A 15,486-nucleotide genomic window follows, 5' to 3' on the forward strand; every position below is an offset into this window, starting at 1 on the left:
GGGCTTGGCGGGCGGCGTCACGACAGGACGGCCGCGCCGCGCCGCGCATAAGCGCGAAGGGGGCCGGCGCCGCCCGCCATCCAGGCGGCGGGCGACGGAGCGCGCGGGCTAGAGGTGCTCCAACACGCTGGTGGCCGAGTGGTACGCCAGGCCATGGGCCTCGGCGACGCTGCCGCAGGTGATCAGGCCCCTGGCCACGTTGAGGCCGTTGCACAGGTGCGGGTCCTCTTCCAGGGCGCGCCGCGTGCCCTTTTCCGCCAGGGCGATGACGAACGGCAGGGTCGCGTTGTTCAGCGCCAGGGTCGAGGTGCGTGCCACCGCGCCGGGCATGTTGGCCACGCAGTAGTGCACCACCTCATCGACCACATAGGTGGGGTCGGCATGGGTGGTGGCCTTGGAGGTCTCCGCACAGCCGCCCTGGTCGATGGCCACGTCGACCAGCACCGCGCCCGGTTGCATCTGCCGGATCATCTCGGCACTGACCAGCTTGGGCGCCGCCGCGCCGGGGATCAGCACCCCGCCGATCACCAGGTCGGCCGCCAGCACCTGCTCGCGCAGGGCCGTGCGGGTCGAGTAGAGGGTGGTGATGCGGTTACCGTACTGGCTGTCCAGGCGGCGCAGGGCATCGACGCTCTTGTCCAGCACGGTGACGTCCGCGCCCAGGCCGACGGCCATGGCCAGGGCATGACTGCCGACCACGCCGCCGCCGAGTATCACCACCTTGCCCGGGGCCACGCCCGGCACCCCGCCGAGCAGCACGCCGCGGCCGCCGCGGGCCTTCTCCAGGCAACTGGCGCCGGCCTGGATCGACATGCGCCCGGCCACCTCCGACATCGGCGCCAGCAACGGCAGGCGGCCGTTGGCGTCGGTCACGGTTTCGTAGGCGATGCAGGTGGCGCCGCTGGCCATCAGCTCGTCGGTCTGCGGCCGATCGGGCGCCAGGTGCAGGTAGGTGAACAGCGTGTGATTCGGCCGCAACCGGGCGCGCTCGACCGCCAGCGGCTCCTTGACCTTGACGATCATCTGCGCCTCGTTGAACACCTGGGCGGCGTCCTTGGCGATCTGCGCGCCGACGGCCAGGTAGTCGGCGTCGCTGAAGCCGATGGCGCTGCCGGCATGGGTCTCGACCAACACCTCATGCCCCAGCACGGTCAGCTCGGCCACCGACTGCGGCGTCAGGCCGACGCGATACTCATGATTCTTGATTTCCTTGGGAACACCGATGCGCATAGCTACCTCCAGACGATAACCGGATGACCATAGGAAAAGTCTAGGCAACGCTCGCCGGCAGCCGGCCTGTATTGGCCGGGCCTTTCAGGAGAATCCCCTGAAATTTCTGAATTTCCGGCAGTGAATCGCGAGCGAAGAGCGCGTGACGCCACGCGCCGACGCGCCCGAGTGCCACCTCGCCGCCCCTATAAGCGCGCGTCTCAGGCCGTCGGAACTGCCAGCGCCTGGCCGTCAGGCTCGGCGCGTTTCACTGGCCCGCAGCTTGTCTGGTAGTGATTCAGCAGACGCTGGAACCAGGCCCCGACATTGGACTCCGTGGCCCAGGGCTGGGTGCCCAGGCACCAGGCCCAGAAGAACAGGCCGCCGACCAGGTAGTCGCTGCCACCGGCGCTGTCACCGTCCAGGTAGGGCTGATCGGCCAGCCAGGCCTCCAGTGGCGCCAGGGCCTGGCGCAGCTGCGCGGTGCCCGCCTGCGGGTCGGCGAAGGCCTCCAGGCTCATGCCCAGGGCCTTCTCGCGGGTGCTGCGGAAATACGCCTGGTCAGCCGGCGCGATCAACGCGTGGACCCGCGGCACGAGGATCTTCAGCAAAGGCATGCGCAGCGCCTGGAAGATCACCCGCTCGAGCAGTCGCGCCCGGCTCTGCGCTTCGCCGGTGCCGAGCAGGGGGCGCTCGGGATAGGCGCGGTCCAGGTACTGGAAGATCGCCACGCTGTCGTGCACCACGCAGTCGCCATCGCGCAGCACCGGCACCAGCTGTTGCCCGGAACAGGCCAGCGGCGCCTTGTCGGTGAAGCACAGCGGCCGGCTGTGGAACTCCAGGCCCTTGTGCAGCAGGGCCAGGCGCACGCGCCAGCAGTAGGGGGAAAACAGCAGCTCGGGGTCGGCCCCGCGCAGCTCGAAGAGTTCACGCATGTTCATCTCCATTGGGGCGGAGCCGAGCGGCTCCGATGGCGCTGCGGAAAGCGGCGGACTCGCAGCTCAGCCGTCAGGCCAGCGGCGAGGCAGGTTCAGAAAGCGGCTCGGCGCAGAGCGTTTCGTGGCGGCCGAGGTTCATCGGCCGAATTGATAACAAAACGCTCCCGGCATGCAACCCCGACGAAAGGCGAAGGCGCCCTAGGACTTGGGCATCTTGATGCTCTGCAACAGCTCGATCGGCAGCGGGAAGACGATGGTCGAGCTCTTGTCTCCGGCGATATTGCTCAGGGTCTGCATGTAGCGCAGCTGCATGGCCCCCGACTGGCGGCCGAGCATCTCGGCGGCCTGCATGAGCTTTTCCGAGGCCTGCAACTCGCCCTCGGCGTGAATCACCTTGGCCCGCCGCTCGCGCTCGGCCTCGGCCTGCTTGGCGATGGCGCGGATCATCGACTCGTCGAGGTCGACATGCTTGATCTCGACATTGGCCACCTTGATGCCCCAGGCGTCGGTCTGCGCATCGAGCACATGCTGGATATCCACATTGAGCCGCTCGCGCTCGGCCAGCATCTCGTCCAGCTCATGCTTGCCGAGCACCGCGCGCAGGGTGGTCTGCGCCAGCTGGCTGGTGGCCTTGAGGAAGTCCTCAACCTGGATGATCGCCTTCTGCGGGTCGAGCACGCGGAAGTACACCACGGCATTGACCTTGACCGAGACGTTATCCCGGGAGATCACGTCCTGGGTCGGCACATCCAGGACGATGGTCCGCAGGTCGACGCGCACCATCTGCTGGATGCCGGGGATGATGATGATCAGGCCGGGGCCCTTGACCCGCCAGAAGCGTCCCAGCTGGAACACCACGCCGCGCTCGTACTCGCGCAGGATGCGGAACGCCGAGACCAGCAGGGCGATCAGCAGCACCGCCAGGGCGGAAAAACTCAGTTCGAAACCCATGGTTACTCTCCTTTGGGCGGCGCCTCTTCGGCCGCCGCGACTTCCAGCATCAAACCCTTGCGCCCCAGCACCCGTACCTGCTGGCCGGCTCGCAATGGCACCTGGCTGACCACCTGCCACTTCTCACCCTGCAATTGCACCCAGCCACCGCTAAGGTTGTCCGGCGCCACGGCGTCGATCCGCACCAGGCTGCCGACCAGCTCGCTGTCGCCCCCGACCAGGGCGCGGCGCCGGGCGCGCAGGGCCATGCTCAGAATGACGAAGATCACCAGGCCGCTGGTGAGTCCCAGGGTCAGGATCAGCGCCAGGGGGATGCCGAAACCGGGCACATCGGTATCGATCAGGATCAGCGCACCAAAGCAGAACGCCACGATCCCGCCGATGCCCAGCACGCCGAAGCTCGGCATGAAGGCCTCGGCGGCGATGAAGGCGATGCCCAGCAGGATCAGCGCCACGCCGGCGTAGTTCACCGGCAACAGCTGCAGCGAGTAGAGCGCCAGGATCAGGCAGATACCGCCGAGCACGCCGCCGACCCCGGTGCCCGGGTTGGAGAACTCGAAGAACAGGCCGTAGACGCCGAACATCATCAGCAGCAGCGCCACGCTGGGGTTGGTGATCACCGCCAGCAACTGGGTGCGCCAGTCGGGCTCGTGGCTGACCAGCACGGCGCCCTCGGTGTCCAGGGTGACCTCCACGCCCGCGGCGGTGAAGGTCTTACCGTGCAGCTGCTTGAGCAGGTGCGCCAGATCGTTGGCCAGGTAGTCGATCACCTTGAGCTGCAGCGCTTCGGCCGCGGACAGGCTGACCGCCTCGCGCACCGCCTGCTCGGCCCACTCGGCGTTGCGCCCACGCATCTGCGCCAGGCCGCGGATGTAGGCCGAGGCGTCGTTGATCTGCTTCTTGCTCAGGGTATCGGTCGGCGCGCCGGCCTTTTCGGTCTTCTTCGTCTTGTCCGCCTTCTCGGCCTGCCCCTGCTGGTCGGGCTGCGCGGCCGGCTCGCTTTCCTTGCCCGCCTCCGGCTGCTCCGGTTTCGGCGACGGCGAGCCGGGCATGCCGCCGATCTGCACCGGCGTCGCCGCGCCGAGGTTGGTACCCGGCGCCATGGCCGCAATATGGCTGGCATAGAGGATATAGGTGCCGGCGCTGGCCGCCCGCGCGCCGCTCGGCGCGACATAGCTGGCGACCGGGATCGGGCTGGCGAGTATCGCCTTGATGATGTCGCGCATCGAGGTGTCCAGGCCACCGGGGGTGTCGATGCTGATCACCACCAGTTGCGCGCCCTCGTCCACCGCCCGCGCCAGCCCGCGCACCAGATAGTCGGCGCTGGCCGGGCCGATCGCGCCGTCGACGCGCAGTTCCACCACCAGGGCTGGCGCCGCACTCAACCAGGTCGGCACCAGCAGCAGGGCCAGGGCGAGGCATACACGGCGCGCCGACGCCAACGTCGCGGAAAACTTCACGGTCCTCTCCATGACAGCCGCCACGGTGATGCCTCAGACATGAGACGCGACTGCCTGCCTAGAGGATAGTCCATGGTTTATCCCAGGCCGCCCCGTCGCCTGGCGCCCGGGCCCGGCGCAGGGGGAGTGCCGCCGGCCGCTCTATTCCAGTAGTCTTCGACGCAAGTCTCGCGGACAAGGCCGTTCAACGATGTCGTCTCCCTCCCTGCGCCACTCCCTGCGTCGCCTCTGGGCGCTGGACAAGTTCAGCTACAGCCTGCGGGTGTTCATCGCCCTGGGCGGCAGCCTGCTGCTGTGCTGGTCGCAGGGCTGGATGCACGCACTGATCCCGCTGTTCCTCGGGGTGATCGCCAGCGCCCTGGCGGAAACCGACGACAGCTGGCAGGGCCGGCTCACCGCCCTGCTGGTGACCCTCGGCTGCTTCAGCGCGGCGGCCTACACGGTGGAGCTGCTGTTCCCCTACCCCTGGCTGTTCGTCGCCGCCCTGGCCCTGTCGAGCTTCGCCCTGACCATGCTCGGCGCCCTCGGCGAGCGTTTCGCCACCCTCGGCTGGGCGACCCTGATCCTGGCGATCTACAGCATGATCGGCGTCGAGCAGCGCGGCGGCAGCGTCGGCTTCGGCCTGGAGCCGCTGCTGCTGGTGGCCGGCGCCGCCTGGTACGGCCTGCTCTCGGTGATCTGGAACGCCCTGTTCGCCCACCAGCCGCTGCAGCACAGCCTGGCCCGGCTGTTTCGCGAGCTGGGCCGCTACCTCAAGCTCAAGGCCGCACTGTTCGAGCCGCTGCGCCAGCTCGACGTGGAGCAGCGCCGGCTGGCCCTGGCCAAACAGAATGGCCAGGTGGTGGCGGCGCTGAACGCCACCAAGGAAATCATCCTGCACCGGGTCGGCAATGACCGGCCGAGCGCCAAAGTCGGCCGCTACCTCAAGCTGTACTTCCTCGCCCAGGACATCCACGAGCGCGCCAGCTCGTCCCACTACCCCTACAACGAACTGGCCGAGGCGTTCTTCCACAGCGACGTGCTGTTCCGCTGCCAGCGCCTGCTGCGCCTGCACGGCGAGGCCTGTGAGCGACTGGCCCAGGCCATCGAACTGCGCCAAGCCTTCGAGTACCGCGAGCTGTGCTCCCAGGCGCTGGCCGACCTGCACGCCTCCCTCGACCACCTGCGCCTGCAGAGCAACCCGGCCTGGCGCCACCTGCTGCGCTCGCTGCAGGCCCTGGCCGGCAACCTCGCCACCCTCGACCGGCTGCTCGGCAATGCCAGCAACCCCGACGCACTGGCCGAGGAACAGGACAGCAGCCTGCTGGACCGCGAACCGCAGTCGCTGAAGGACGTGGCCGAACGCCTTCGCCAGCAGCTGACGCCGACCTCCCTGCTGTTCCGCCATGCCCTGCGCCTGGCCATCGCCTTGGCCGCCGGCTATGGCCTGCTGCACTGGATACACCCGGCCCAGGGCTATTGGATATTGCTGACCACGCTGTTCGTCTGCCAGCCCAACTACGGCGCCACCCGGCGCAAGCTGGTGCAACGCATCCTGGGCACGGTCCTGGGCCTGGTGCTTGGCTGGGCGCTGTTCGACCTGTTCCCCAATCCGCTGCTGCAATCGTTCATCGCCGTGGCCGCCGGGGTGGCCTTCTTCGCCACCCGCAGCAACCGCTACACCCTGGCCACGGCGGCGATCACCCTGCTGGTGCTGTTCTGCTTCAACCAGGTCGGCGACGGCTATGGCCTGATCATCCCGCGCCTGGTCGACACCCTGCTCGGCAGCCTGATCGCCGGCCTGGCGGTATTTTTGATCCTGCCGGACTGGCAGGGTCGCCGGCTCGACCGCATGGTGGCCAACACCCTGAGCTGCAACAGCACCTACCTGCGCCAGATCATCCAGCAGTACGCCAGCGGCAAGCGCGACGACCTGGCCTATCGCCTGGCGCGGCGCAATGCCCACAACGCCGACGCGGCGCTGTCCACCACCCTGGGCAACATGCTCATGGAGCCCGGGCACTTCCGCAAGGAGGCGGACATCGGCTTTCGCTTCCTGGTGCTCTCGCACACCCTGCTGAGCTACCTCTCGGGGCTCGGCGCGCATCGCGGAGAGATGCTCCTGACCGAGGGCCACAACCAGTTGCTGAGCAGCGCCGAACGCCTGGCCAGCAGCCTGGATGAAATCGCCGGCGAGCTCGGTGAAGGCCGCGCGGTGGCGATCCACAGCGATGCCGAGGAACAGCTGGCGGCCGAGCTGGAGCGCTTGCCGGAGGAACTCGATGACCAGCAGCGCCTGGTGCAGACCCAGCTGGCGTTGATCTGTCGGCAACTCGGCCCGCTGCGCACCCTCGCCGCCCACCTGCTCAAGGGACGCGGCGATAGCACGGCGAAGTGAGTGAATAGCTAGCGCAGGGCCGCGGCGATGCTGTGGATTTCGTCCCAGTGCTGGCTGACCAGTGAGAGGCAGCCGTGCTCGTCCAGTTCGTTCTGCGGCGCAGCCAGCTTGGCGTAGGCCGCCAGCTCGTCGATCGGCGGCAGGTCGGCGGCCGGATTGGTGTCCTTGACCGCGTGATACAGCCCCAGGTTGACCAGGTCGATCAACTCGATCTGCCGCTGCCGCAGCAGTGTCCAGTCACCAATGTCACGAATGATCTGCACATAGGCTTCGTCCACCGCCCATTTCTTCAGCAGCATGACCCCCAGCGACTTGCTGTAGGCCCGGCACAGCTTGAGATAGCGGTCCTTGGTGGGTACCAACGTTTGGCTCTTGAACGCCGACAACACGGCCAACGAGCCGACCTCGCTGAGCAGGCAGGCCAGCACCGCATGGTCCGCCGGGATGTGCCCGACCATGCGCGCCAGGAAGGCGCAGACGCTGGCCTTGAGAGTCAAGCGGTGCCAGGCTTCCATGAACAACTGCTTGTGCTCGGCGCTGTGCAGGGTGAACAGGCTCTTGACGCTGTGCACCATGACCACCCGGTCCACCTGCTGCAGGCCGAGCACCCGCATCACATCAAGCAGGTTCCGCGGCGCCATGCGCGAACGCAACAGGGCGCTGGACGCATACTTCATCAGCAGGGCGCTGAGCGCCGGGTCCTGACTGATCAGCTCGACCAACTGGCTGATGCTGACCTCGGGCTCCGCGAGCGCGCGGCGAATCTTCCAGGTCAGCGACGGCAGGCTGGGCAACTGCTCCTGATCGCTCATCAGCTGAGCGATCAGGTCGCGGTAGACCGAATAGTCCGACTGTAGCGTTTCCATCGTTGCCTCCGGCCCAGTATCGCCTCGAGTGTAGCCAAGCGGCCCTTCTATTGCGTGACTTTCAGCCGCCGCGGTTTTGCCAGGGAGGCCTGGCACGCGGATAATCCGAGCTTTCCCGCTGTGCTGGCGAGTCGTCGATGGACAAGAACACGCTTCACCCGTTGATCATCGAACGCTTGCAGGCCGATCTGGAGCTGGCCCAGCGCGCCGCCCAGAGCGCCTACGAGGCGGCCACCGACGAGCAGAATATCGCCGAGAACAAGTACGACACCCTCGGCCTGGAGGCCTCCTACCTGGCGACCGGTCAGGCGCGCCGGGCGCAGGAGATCCGCCAGAGCCTGAGCGCCTGGCAGCAGCTGACCCTGCGTCCCTTCGACCCGCGGCAGGGCATCCAGCTCGGCGCCCTGGTCTGGCTGGCCGATGCCCGGGAGCGTGAGCAATGCCTGCTGCTGGGCCCGGAGGGCGCCGGGTTGAGGCTTCAGTGGCAGGGTCAGGAGGTACTGCTGGTCAGTCCGCGCGCGCCCCTGGGTCAGCGCCTGCTCGGCTGCGGCCCGGGCGATGAGGTGGAGCTGCGCATCGCCGGCGGCGTGCAGCACTTCGAGATACTGCGCGTGCTCTGAACCGGCGCGCAGACCAGGCCAGCCGCGATCTGCGCTAGGCTGATAAGAGCATGGTCGTGCGCTGGCCGGCGCCCCATCGGCGCCTTATCCACCGAGCAGAGGTACTCGTCATGGAAAGCCCCATCCACAGTCTTCCGGCCCTGTTCAAGCAACTCGGCTTGCCCGCCGATCAGGGCAGCATCGATCGCTTCGTGCGCAACCACTCGCCTCTGGCGCCGACCTGCAAACTCGCCGACGCCGCCTTCTGGAGTCCGTCCCAGGCGACCTTCCTGCGCGAGGAGATCCTCGAGGACGCCGACTGGGCCGAGGTGGTCGATCAGCTCAACGTGATGCTGCGCGGCTGAGCGGCTCAGGGACCTGAGCGCTCAGCCGGGCCTGGCCGCCGACAGCTCGCGCCAGGTCAGGTACAGGCGCAGGTCGAACTCCAGCTGGCCATAGCCGGGGAGCATGTGCTCGCACAACTGGTAGAACGCCTTGTTGTGCTCGGACTCCTTCAGGTGCGCCAGCTCGTGCACCACGATCATCTGCAGAAATTCCGGCGCCGCCTCCTTGAACAGCGAGGCGACGCGAATCTCCTTCTTGGCCTTGAGCTTGCCGCCTTGCACCCGCGAGATCGCCGTGTGCAGGCCCAGGGCGCGGTGGGTCAGGTCCAGGCGGTTGTCGTAGAGCACCTTGTCCAGCGCCGGCGCATTGCGCAGGTGTTCCTGCTTGAGCGCCATGGTGTAGGCGTACAGCGCCTTGTCACTCTGCACCGCGTGACGACCGGCATAGCGCCGGCTCAGGTAGTCGCCCAGACGCTCTTCGGCAATCAGCTGGCGCACCTGATCGAGCAACTGCGCGGGATAGCCCTGGAGGTATTTCAGTGGAGTCATGGCCGCGGCCCGGTTGCTCGCTGGGATGGATCGGGGCCGCGGAGTATGCCGCAGCGCCGCCCCGCGGGCCTACCGTTCGTCGCCTGAGGCAAGCTGGGCGACGCCCCCGATCACCGAGCCGCCCCCGCTTGCGCGGTCGATTCGCACGCGCCAAAGGGTGCACCAATTCACAGAGATGGTACGGGTGCTCCAAAAACTGAAAAGCCGGGCTAGGCTTCCCCTTCGCGTCCGGATCGATGCAGTTAAGGACCAGTCGCCAGGGGCCACAAGCCGACCTGGCAACGCACTCTCCCTAAGGATTGGAGGAACCATGTCTAGAACAGTTACCCACTGGCGTTTTCTCAGTTGCGCTCTCGCCCTCGCCCTGTCCACCAGCCTGCAAGCTGCCCCGCCGACACCCAGCGACCTGCTCAACGAGTTCTGGAGCCCGGCCCGACCGACCTCGGCCGGCTGCAATTCGGTGCTGCTGAACAACAGCCCGCTGGGCCTGCCCCGCTGCATGCAGGCGCGCAAGACCATGTACCACCTGCAGATGCTGCAGGACATCGCCGCCGCCAACGGCGGCACCCGCGCCGCCGGCCTGCCGGGCTACCAGGCCTCGGTGGACTACGTGAAGCAGACCCTCGAGGGGGCCGGCTACCAGGTCAGCCTGCAGCCCTTCCCGTTCACCGCCTTCTATCCCCAGGGCCCGGGCGAACTGGCGGCACTGGCGCCGACGCCGGCCACCTATGAATGGGAGACGGACTTCACCTACCTGTCGCAGACCGAGGCCGGCAACCTCAGCGCCAGCGTCGCGCCGGTCGACCTGGCCCTGGGGCCGAACAACGCCTCGACCAGCGGCTGCGAGGCGGCCGACTTCGCCGGCTTCCCGGCCGGCTCCATCGCCCTGATCCAGCGCGGTGCCTGCAGCTTCCAGCAGAAGGCCGAGAACGCCGCGGCGGCCGGTGCCGTCGGCGCGATCATCTTCAACCAAGGCAACACCGAAGAGCGCAAGGGCCTGCTCAACGCGACCCTCGGCGACGGCTACGGCGGCGGCATCCCGGTGCTGTTCGCCACCTACGACCTGGGCGCGGCCTGGGCCGCCACCGCCGGCCTGCAACTGCGCCTGATGGTCGATGTGGTGCGCGAGAAGACCGAGACCTACAACATCATCGCCGAAACCCGCCGGGGCAACCCGGACAACGTGGTGATGGTCGGCGCCCACCTCGACTCGGTGTTCGAGGGCGGCGGCATCCAGGACAACGGCTCGGGCAGCGCGGCGATTCTCGAAATGGCCCTGCAGATGCGCAAGGCCCGTCCACACAACAAGGTGCGCTTCGCCTGGTGGGGCGCGGAAGAGTCGGGCCTGGTCGGCTCGACCCACTACGTGCAGAACCTCAGTGCGCAGGAGAAAGCCAAGATCAAGGTCTACCTGAACTTCGACATGATCGCCTCGCCGAACTTCGCCTACTTCATCTATGACGGCGACGGCTCGCAGTTCGGCCTCGAGGGCCCACCCGGCTCGGCGGCGGTGGAGAAGCTGTTCGAGACCTACTACCGCCTGCGCGCGCTGCCGTCGGAGGGTGACGAGATCAGCTTCCGCTCCGACTACGCGCAGTTCTTCCTCGACGGCATCGCCTTCGGCGGCCTGTTCACCGGCGCCGAAGTGCTGAAGAGCGAAGAGCAGGCGGCGAAGTACGGTGGCGACGCCGGCGTCGCCTTCGACCCCTGCTACCACCAGGCCTGCGACAACACCCTCAACATCAACCAGCAGGCCCTGGAGATCAACGGCGATGCCGCGGCGTTCGCCACCAGCTGGCTGTCGTTGTCGACCAAGATCATCGACGACGAAATCGCCGCGGCGCAGCAACCGAGCACCCGCGCCTTCAGCGCACAGCAGTCTGCCGCCTATGACATCACCCACTGGGGCAAGCACTGGGTCAAGTAAGGCATCGCCCCTGACCCACAACGAAGAAGCCAGGCCGCAGGGCCTGGCTTCTTCGCTACACGGCCCGGCAGGCGCTCGCCCACCGGACCGATGAACCCGCGCGCTATCAGCTGCCGCTGCTGAGCGCATGCCCGGGGAAGTGCTCCTTGAACTGGCGCTCGCTCTCTTCCAGGAGGCGACGCCCCTCTTCGATCTCGCGGTTACCGCGGGTCACCTGCTCACGCCCCTCCTCGAGGGCCTGCTCGGCCGAGTCGATCTGCTTCTCGCCCTTGCTGATGCGCTTCTCGCCGTCGCGCACCAGCTCCGAGCCACGATCCCAGTCCGCGGCAAACTGCTTCCTCAACTCCACACGAGCCTGCGCCTCATCGGCGTGTGCCCGCATCAGGTCGGCCGTGCTGGGCTGGCTGGCGCAACCAGCCAGCAGGGTGGAGGCAAAGCCAACAGCGATATAAATGGCATGCTTTCTCATTGATAACCTCGACTCATGTGGACTGCTTGTCTCGCATCCCGCATGCTCGCCTGCGCATTCACTGCACCGGCTCATCCATCCCTAGAAGGCATAGGGCGCACTTCTTCTTGCAGGCATGCTGACGAGTACATAATCAGCACCCTAGTCATTGAGAAGACTCAGATGCCAACAAAGTCACACTACGGCCGAAATACTATTCGCGTCCGCGATGAGCTCGAGATCTATCAATTCCGTCAAAAATCAGCTCCTGCGCCATGACAAGCCCTCCATCGCGGCCAACAAAAAAGCCCGCTCGAGAGCGGGCTTTCTGGCTGACGCGGCGCGGGCTTAGTTGACCTTGGCCGCCAGCTCGCCCTTGGCATAACGCTGGAACATGCCTTCCAGGGAGATCGGCTTGATCTTCGAGGCGTTGCCGGCGGTGCCGAAGGCTTCGTAGCGGGCGATGCAGATGTCACGCATGGCGGTGACGGTGGCGGCGAAGAACTTGCGCGGGTCGAACTCGCTCGGGTGCTCGGCCATCATGCGGCGCATGGCACCGGTGGAGGCCAGGCGCAGGTCGGTGTCGATGTTGACCTTGCGCACGCCGTGCTTGATCCCCTCGACGATCTCCTCGACCGGCACGCCGTAGGTTTCCTTGATGTCGCCGCCGTACTGGTTGATCACCGCCAGCCACTCCTGCGGCACGCTGCTGGAGCCGTGCATCACCAGGTGGGTGTTGGGGATGCGCGCGTGGATCGCCTTGATCCGGTCGATGGCGAGGATATCGCCGGTCGGCGGCTTGGTGAACTTGTAGGCGCCGTGGCTGGTGCCGATGGCGATGGCCAGGGCGTCGACCTGGGTGCGCTTGACGAAGTCGGCGGCTTCTTCCGGGTCGGTGAGCATCTGGCTGTGATCGAGCACACCCTCGGCGCCGACGCCGTCTTCTTCACCGGCCATGCCGGTTTCCAGGCTGCCCAGGCAACCCAGCTCGCCTTCCACCGAGACGCCGCAGGCGTGGGCCATGGCCACGGCTTGCTGGGTCACGCGGACGTTGTAGTCGTAGTCGGCCGGGGTCTTGCCGTCTTCCTTCAGCGAGCCGTCCATCATCACCGAGGAGAAACCCAGCTGGATCGAACGCTGGCAGACATCCGGGCTGGTGCCGTGATCCTGGTGCATGCACACCGGGATATGCGGGAATTCTTCGATGGCGGCGAGGATCAGGTGGCGCAGGAAGGGCGCGCCGGCGTACTTGCGGGCACCGGCGGAAGCCTGGACGATCACCGGCGAGTCGGTCTTGTCGGCCGCTTCCATGATCGCGCGCATCTGCTCGAGATTGTTCACGTTGAAGGCCGGCACGCCGTAGCCGTATTCGGCGGCGTGGTCGAGCATCTGGCGCATGCTGATAAGTGCCATGGTTTCCTGTCTCCCGGTTTGGAGGTCGTTAATCGTGCAAGCCTGCCGCAGGGGCAGGCGCTATTCAAGTATTCGGGGATAAGGGGTCGCTGGCGCGCGCCGCGGTCCAGGCTTCAACGCCCGGCCCACGGCGCGCCCCGGGCGACTCAGCCCCGGGCGCGCTCTTCGAGCACGGCCACGGCCGGCAGCACCTTGCCCTCGACGAACTCGAGGAAGGCGCCACCGCCGGTGGAAATGTAGGAGATGCGCTCGGCCACGCCATATTTGTCGATCGCCGCCAGGGTGTCGCCACCGCCGGCGATGGAGAAGGCCGGGCTCTCGGCGATGGCTTCGGCGAGCACCTTGGTGCCGTTGCCGAACTGATCGAACTCGAACACCCCGACCGGGCCGTTCCACAGGATGGTCCGGCTGGACTTGAGCAGTTCGGCGAACTGCGCCGCGGTCTGCGGACCGATGTCGAGGATCATGTCGTCCTCGGCCACCTCGGCCACCAGCTTGACGGTCGCCTCGGCATCCTCGGCGAAGGCCTTGGCCACCACCACGTCGACCGGCAGCGGTACGCTGACCTTGGCCGCGATGGCCTTGGCGGTGTCCACCAGATCGGCCTCGTACAGCGACTTGCCGACCGGGAAGCCGGCGGCGGCGAGGAAGGTGTTGGCGATGCCGCCACCGACGATCAGCTGGTCGCAGACCTGGCTGAGGCTGTTGAGCACGTCCAGCTTGGTCGACACCTTGGAACCGGCGACGATCGCCGCCATCGGTTTGGCCGGGTTGCCCAGGGCCTTGCCCAGGGCGTCCAGCTCGGCCGCCAGCAGCGGACCTGCGCAGGCCACTGCGGCGAACTTGGCCACGCCATGGGTCGAGCCCTCGGCGCGGTGGGCGGTGCCGAAGGCATCCATGACGAACACATCGCACAGCGCGGCGTACTGCTGGGCCAGCTCGTCGCTGTTCTTCTTCTCACCCTTGTTGAAGCGCACGTTCTCGAACAGCACCAGCTCGCCGGCGGCGATCTCGACACCGCCGAGGTAGTCGGCCAGCAGCGGCACGTCGCGGCCCAGGGCCTTGGCCAGGTAGTCGGCAACCGGCTTGAGGCTGTTCTCCTCGGAGAACTCACCCTCGCTGGGGCGGCCCAGGTGCGAGCAGACCATCACCGCCGCACCCTTCTCCAGCGCCAGCTTGATGGTCGGCAGGGCGGCGAGGATGCGTGCATCGCTCTTCACCACGCCGTCCTTCACCGGCACGTTGAGGTCTTCGCGGATCAGCACGCGCTTACCCTGGAGGTCGAGGTCGGTCATCTTCAAAACGGTCATTGGAATCAGTCCTTCACGGGGGCTGGTGGAACGGTGGCAGAGGAGACTTCGAGAAAATGCTGGGCGACATCGAGCATGCGGTTGGCGAACCCCCACTCGTTGTCGAACCAGGCCAGCAGGTTGACCAGGCGCGGGCCGGAGACCCGCGTCTGGCTGCCATCGACCACCGCCGAATGGGGGTCGTGGTTGAAGTCGCAGCTGGCATGGGGCAGTTCGGTGTAGGCGATCAGGCCCTTGAGCGGCCCGGCTTCGGCGGCCTCGCGCAGCACCCGGTTGATCTCGGCGGCCGAGGTGTCGCGGGCGGTCTGCAGGGTGATGTCCAGGCAGGAGACGTTGACCGTCGGCACCCGGATGGCCTTGGCCTGGATGCGTCCGGTCAGTTCCGGCAGCAGGCGTTCGATGCCCTTGGCCAGGCCGGTGGACACCGGGATCACCGACTGGAAGGCCGAGCGCGTGCGGCGCAGGTCTTCGTGGTGGTAGGCGTCGATCACCGGCTGGTCGTTCATCGCCGAGTGGATGGTGGTGATGGAGACGTACTCCAGGCCCACGGCGTCGTTGAGCAGCTTGAGCAGCGGCACCCCGCAGTTGGTGGTGCAACTGGCGTTGGACACCAGGCGCTCGGCGCCGCTCAAGCGTTGCTGATTGACCCCGAAGACGATGGTGGCGTCGATATCCGCCTCGCCGGCCATCGGCTGCGACAGCAGCAGCCGCGGTGCACCGGCCTCGAGGAAACGCTCGGCCTCGGCACGGCTGGTGTACTGCCCCGAGCACTCCAGCAGCAGGTCGATGTCCAGCGCCGCCCAGTCGATGCCTTCCGGCTCCTCCTGGCGCAGCACCTGCACGGAAGTGCCGTTGATATGCAGGCAGTCCCCTTCGACCCGTACCTCGCCGGGGAAGCGCCCGTGGGTCGAGTCGAAACGGGTCAGGTATTCGAGGCTGGCCTGGTCGGCCAGGTCGTTGAGGGCGACGATTTCCAGCTGCGCGCCCGCACCGCGCTCGTGCAGCGCGCGCAGCACGCAGCGACCGATGCGGCCGTAGCCGTTGAGGGCAACTCTATAGGGACGCTTGGACATGGCGATCTCGATGGATAAACGA

At 67.1% G+C, this 15,486-nt stretch carries 14 protein-coding genes; 4 read left to right on the forward strand and 10 right to left on the reverse strand.

Annotated elements, in window-relative coordinates:
• Window positions 1-108: 108 nt before the first annotated feature.
• The 4 genes from ald to LPB260_RS18585 form a co-directional block, all read right to left on the reverse strand.
• On the reverse strand, window positions 109-1,230 hold the full coding sequence (gene ald, locus LPB260_RS18570; RefSeq protein WP_208707275.1) for an alanine dehydrogenase: 1,122 nt from the start codon (window positions 1,228-1,230) through the stop codon (window positions 109-111).
• 200 nt (window positions 1,231-1,430) lie between these two features.
• Window positions 1,431-2,144: a glutathione S-transferase family protein gene (locus tag LPB260_RS18575; RefSeq protein ID WP_208707276.1), complete on the reverse strand. Its 714-nt coding sequence runs from the start codon at window positions 2,142-2,144 to the stop codon at window positions 1,431-1,433.
• Between the two features lie 201 nt (window positions 2,145-2,345).
• Window positions 2,346-3,098: a slipin family protein gene (locus tag LPB260_RS18580; RefSeq protein ID WP_208707277.1), complete on the reverse strand. Its 753-nt coding sequence runs from the start codon at window positions 3,096-3,098 to the stop codon at window positions 2,346-2,348.
• A 2-nt stretch (window positions 3,099-3,100) separates the two neighbouring features.
• Window positions 3,101-4,558, reverse strand: coding sequence for a nodulation protein NfeD (locus LPB260_RS18585; RefSeq protein ID WP_371926109.1), 1,458 nt, complete (start codon window positions 4,556-4,558; stop codon window positions 3,101-3,103).
• Window positions 4,559-4,748: 190 nt separating this feature from the next.
• Here LPB260_RS18585 and yccS point away from each other — a divergent pair, with 190 nt between their 5' ends.
• Window positions 4,749-6,935, forward strand: coding sequence for a YccS family putative transporter (gene yccS, locus LPB260_RS18590; protein WP_208707279.1), 2,187 nt, complete (start codon window positions 4,749-4,751; stop codon window positions 6,933-6,935).
• Window positions 6,936-6,943: 8 nt separating this feature from the next.
• On the opposite strand, the gene LPB260_RS18595 is transcribed toward yccS, so the two are convergent.
• Complete coding sequence (locus tag LPB260_RS18595) at window positions 6,944-7,801, reverse strand: HDOD domain-containing protein (protein ID WP_208707280.1); 858 nt, start codon at window positions 7,799-7,801, stop codon at window positions 6,944-6,946.
• A 137-nt stretch (window positions 7,802-7,938) separates the two neighbouring features.
• Between LPB260_RS18595 and LPB260_RS18600 the strand changes: the two genes are divergently transcribed.
• Window positions 7,939-8,421: a GreA/GreB family elongation factor gene (locus LPB260_RS18600; RefSeq protein WP_208707281.1), complete on the forward strand. Its 483-nt coding sequence runs from the start codon at window positions 7,939-7,941 to the stop codon at window positions 8,419-8,421.
• Window positions 8,422-8,531: 110 nt separating this feature from the next.
• Window positions 8,532-8,765 carry a DUF2789 domain-containing protein gene (locus LPB260_RS18605; protein WP_208707282.1) on the forward strand — a complete coding sequence of 78 codons (234 nt, stop codon included), beginning with the start codon at window positions 8,532-8,534 and terminating at the stop codon, window positions 8,763-8,765.
• Window positions 8,766-8,786: 21 nt separating this feature from the next.
• Here the strand turns inward: LPB260_RS18605 and LPB260_RS18610 are convergent, their stop codons facing one another.
• The gene (locus LPB260_RS18610) at window positions 8,787-9,293 is read right to left on the reverse strand and encodes a YgjP-like metallopeptidase domain-containing protein (RefSeq protein WP_208707283.1); all 507 of its coding nucleotides are present in this window, start codon (window positions 9,291-9,293) and stop codon (window positions 8,787-8,789) included.
• 310 nt (window positions 9,294-9,603) lie between these two features.
• Between LPB260_RS18610 and LPB260_RS18615 the strand changes: the two genes are divergently transcribed.
• Window positions 9,604-11,220, forward strand: a complete 1,617-nt coding sequence (locus LPB260_RS18615; protein WP_208707284.1) for a M28 family metallopeptidase — start codon at window positions 9,604-9,606, stop codon at window positions 11,218-11,220.
• Window positions 11,221-11,326: 106 nt separating this feature from the next.
• On the opposite strand, the gene LPB260_RS18620 is transcribed toward LPB260_RS18615, so the two are convergent.
• From LPB260_RS18620 to epd, 4 genes are all read right to left on the reverse strand, one after another.
• Complete coding sequence (locus LPB260_RS18620; protein WP_208707285.1) at window positions 11,327-11,689, reverse strand: hypothetical protein; 363 nt, start codon at window positions 11,687-11,689, stop codon at window positions 11,327-11,329.
• 327 nt (window positions 11,690-12,016) lie between these two features.
• A complete protein-coding gene (gene fba, locus LPB260_RS18625; protein ID WP_208707286.1) occupies window positions 12,017-13,081 on the reverse strand; it encodes a class II fructose-bisphosphate aldolase in 1,065 nt (354 codons plus the stop codon).
• Between the two features lie 146 nt (window positions 13,082-13,227).
• Entirely contained in the window at window positions 13,228-14,391 is a 1,164-nt protein-coding gene (locus LPB260_RS18630) for a phosphoglycerate kinase (protein WP_208707287.1), read from the reverse strand.
• A 5-nt stretch (window positions 14,392-14,396) separates the two neighbouring features.
• A complete protein-coding gene (gene epd / locus LPB260_RS18635; protein WP_208707288.1) occupies window positions 14,397-15,464 on the reverse strand; it encodes an erythrose-4-phosphate dehydrogenase in 1,068 nt (355 codons plus the stop codon).
• Between the last annotated feature and the right edge of the window lie 22 nt (window positions 15,465-15,486).

The organism is Pseudomonas sp. LPB0260 (assembly GCF_013388395.1).

What these genes read in the sequence shown, in the direction of transcription:
- ald (WP_208707275.1), bottom strand. Translation starts at nt 1,230, where the DNA reads ATGCGCATCGGTGTTCCCAAGGAAATCAAGAATCATGAGTATCGCGTC.
- LPB260_RS18575 (WP_208707276.1), bottom strand. Translation starts at nt 2,144, where the DNA reads ATGCGTGAACTCTTCGAGCTGCGCGGGGCCGACCCCGAGCTGCTGTTT.
- LPB260_RS18580 (WP_208707277.1), bottom strand. Translation starts at nt 3,098, where the DNA reads ATGGGTTTCGAACTGAGTTTTTCCGCCCTGGCGGTGCTGCTGATCGCC.
- yccS (WP_208707279.1), top strand. Translation starts at nt 4,749, where the DNA reads ATGTCGTCTCCCTCCCTGCGCCACTCCCTGCGTCGCCTCTGGGCGCTG.
- LPB260_RS18595 (WP_208707280.1), bottom strand. Translation starts at nt 7,801, where the DNA reads ATGGAAACGCTACAGTCGGACTATTCGGTCTACCGCGACCTGATCGCT.
- LPB260_RS18600 (WP_208707281.1), top strand. Translation starts at nt 7,939, where the DNA reads ATGGACAAGAACACGCTTCACCCGTTGATCATCGAACGCTTGCAGGCC.
- LPB260_RS18605 (WP_208707282.1), top strand. Translation starts at nt 8,532, where the DNA reads ATGGAAAGCCCCATCCACAGTCTTCCGGCCCTGTTCAAGCAACTCGGC.
- LPB260_RS18610 (WP_208707283.1), bottom strand. Translation starts at nt 9,293, where the DNA reads ATGACTCCACTGAAATACCTCCAGGGCTATCCCGCGCAGTTGCTCGAT.
- LPB260_RS18615 (WP_208707284.1), top strand. Translation starts at nt 9,604, where the DNA reads ATGTCTAGAACAGTTACCCACTGGCGTTTTCTCAGTTGCGCTCTCGCC.
- LPB260_RS18620 (WP_208707285.1), bottom strand. Translation starts at nt 11,689, where the DNA reads ATGAGAAAGCATGCCATTTATATCGCTGTTGGCTTTGCCTCCACCCTG.
- fba (WP_208707286.1), bottom strand. Translation starts at nt 13,081, where the DNA reads ATGGCACTTATCAGCATGCGCCAGATGCTCGACCACGCCGCCGAATAC.
- LPB260_RS18630 (WP_208707287.1), bottom strand. Translation starts at nt 14,391, where the DNA reads ATGACCGTTTTGAAGATGACCGACCTCGACCTCCAGGGTAAGCGCGTG.
- epd (WP_208707288.1), bottom strand. Translation starts at nt 15,464, where the DNA reads ATGTCCAAGCGTCCCTATAGAGTTGCCCTCAACGGCTACGGCCGCATC.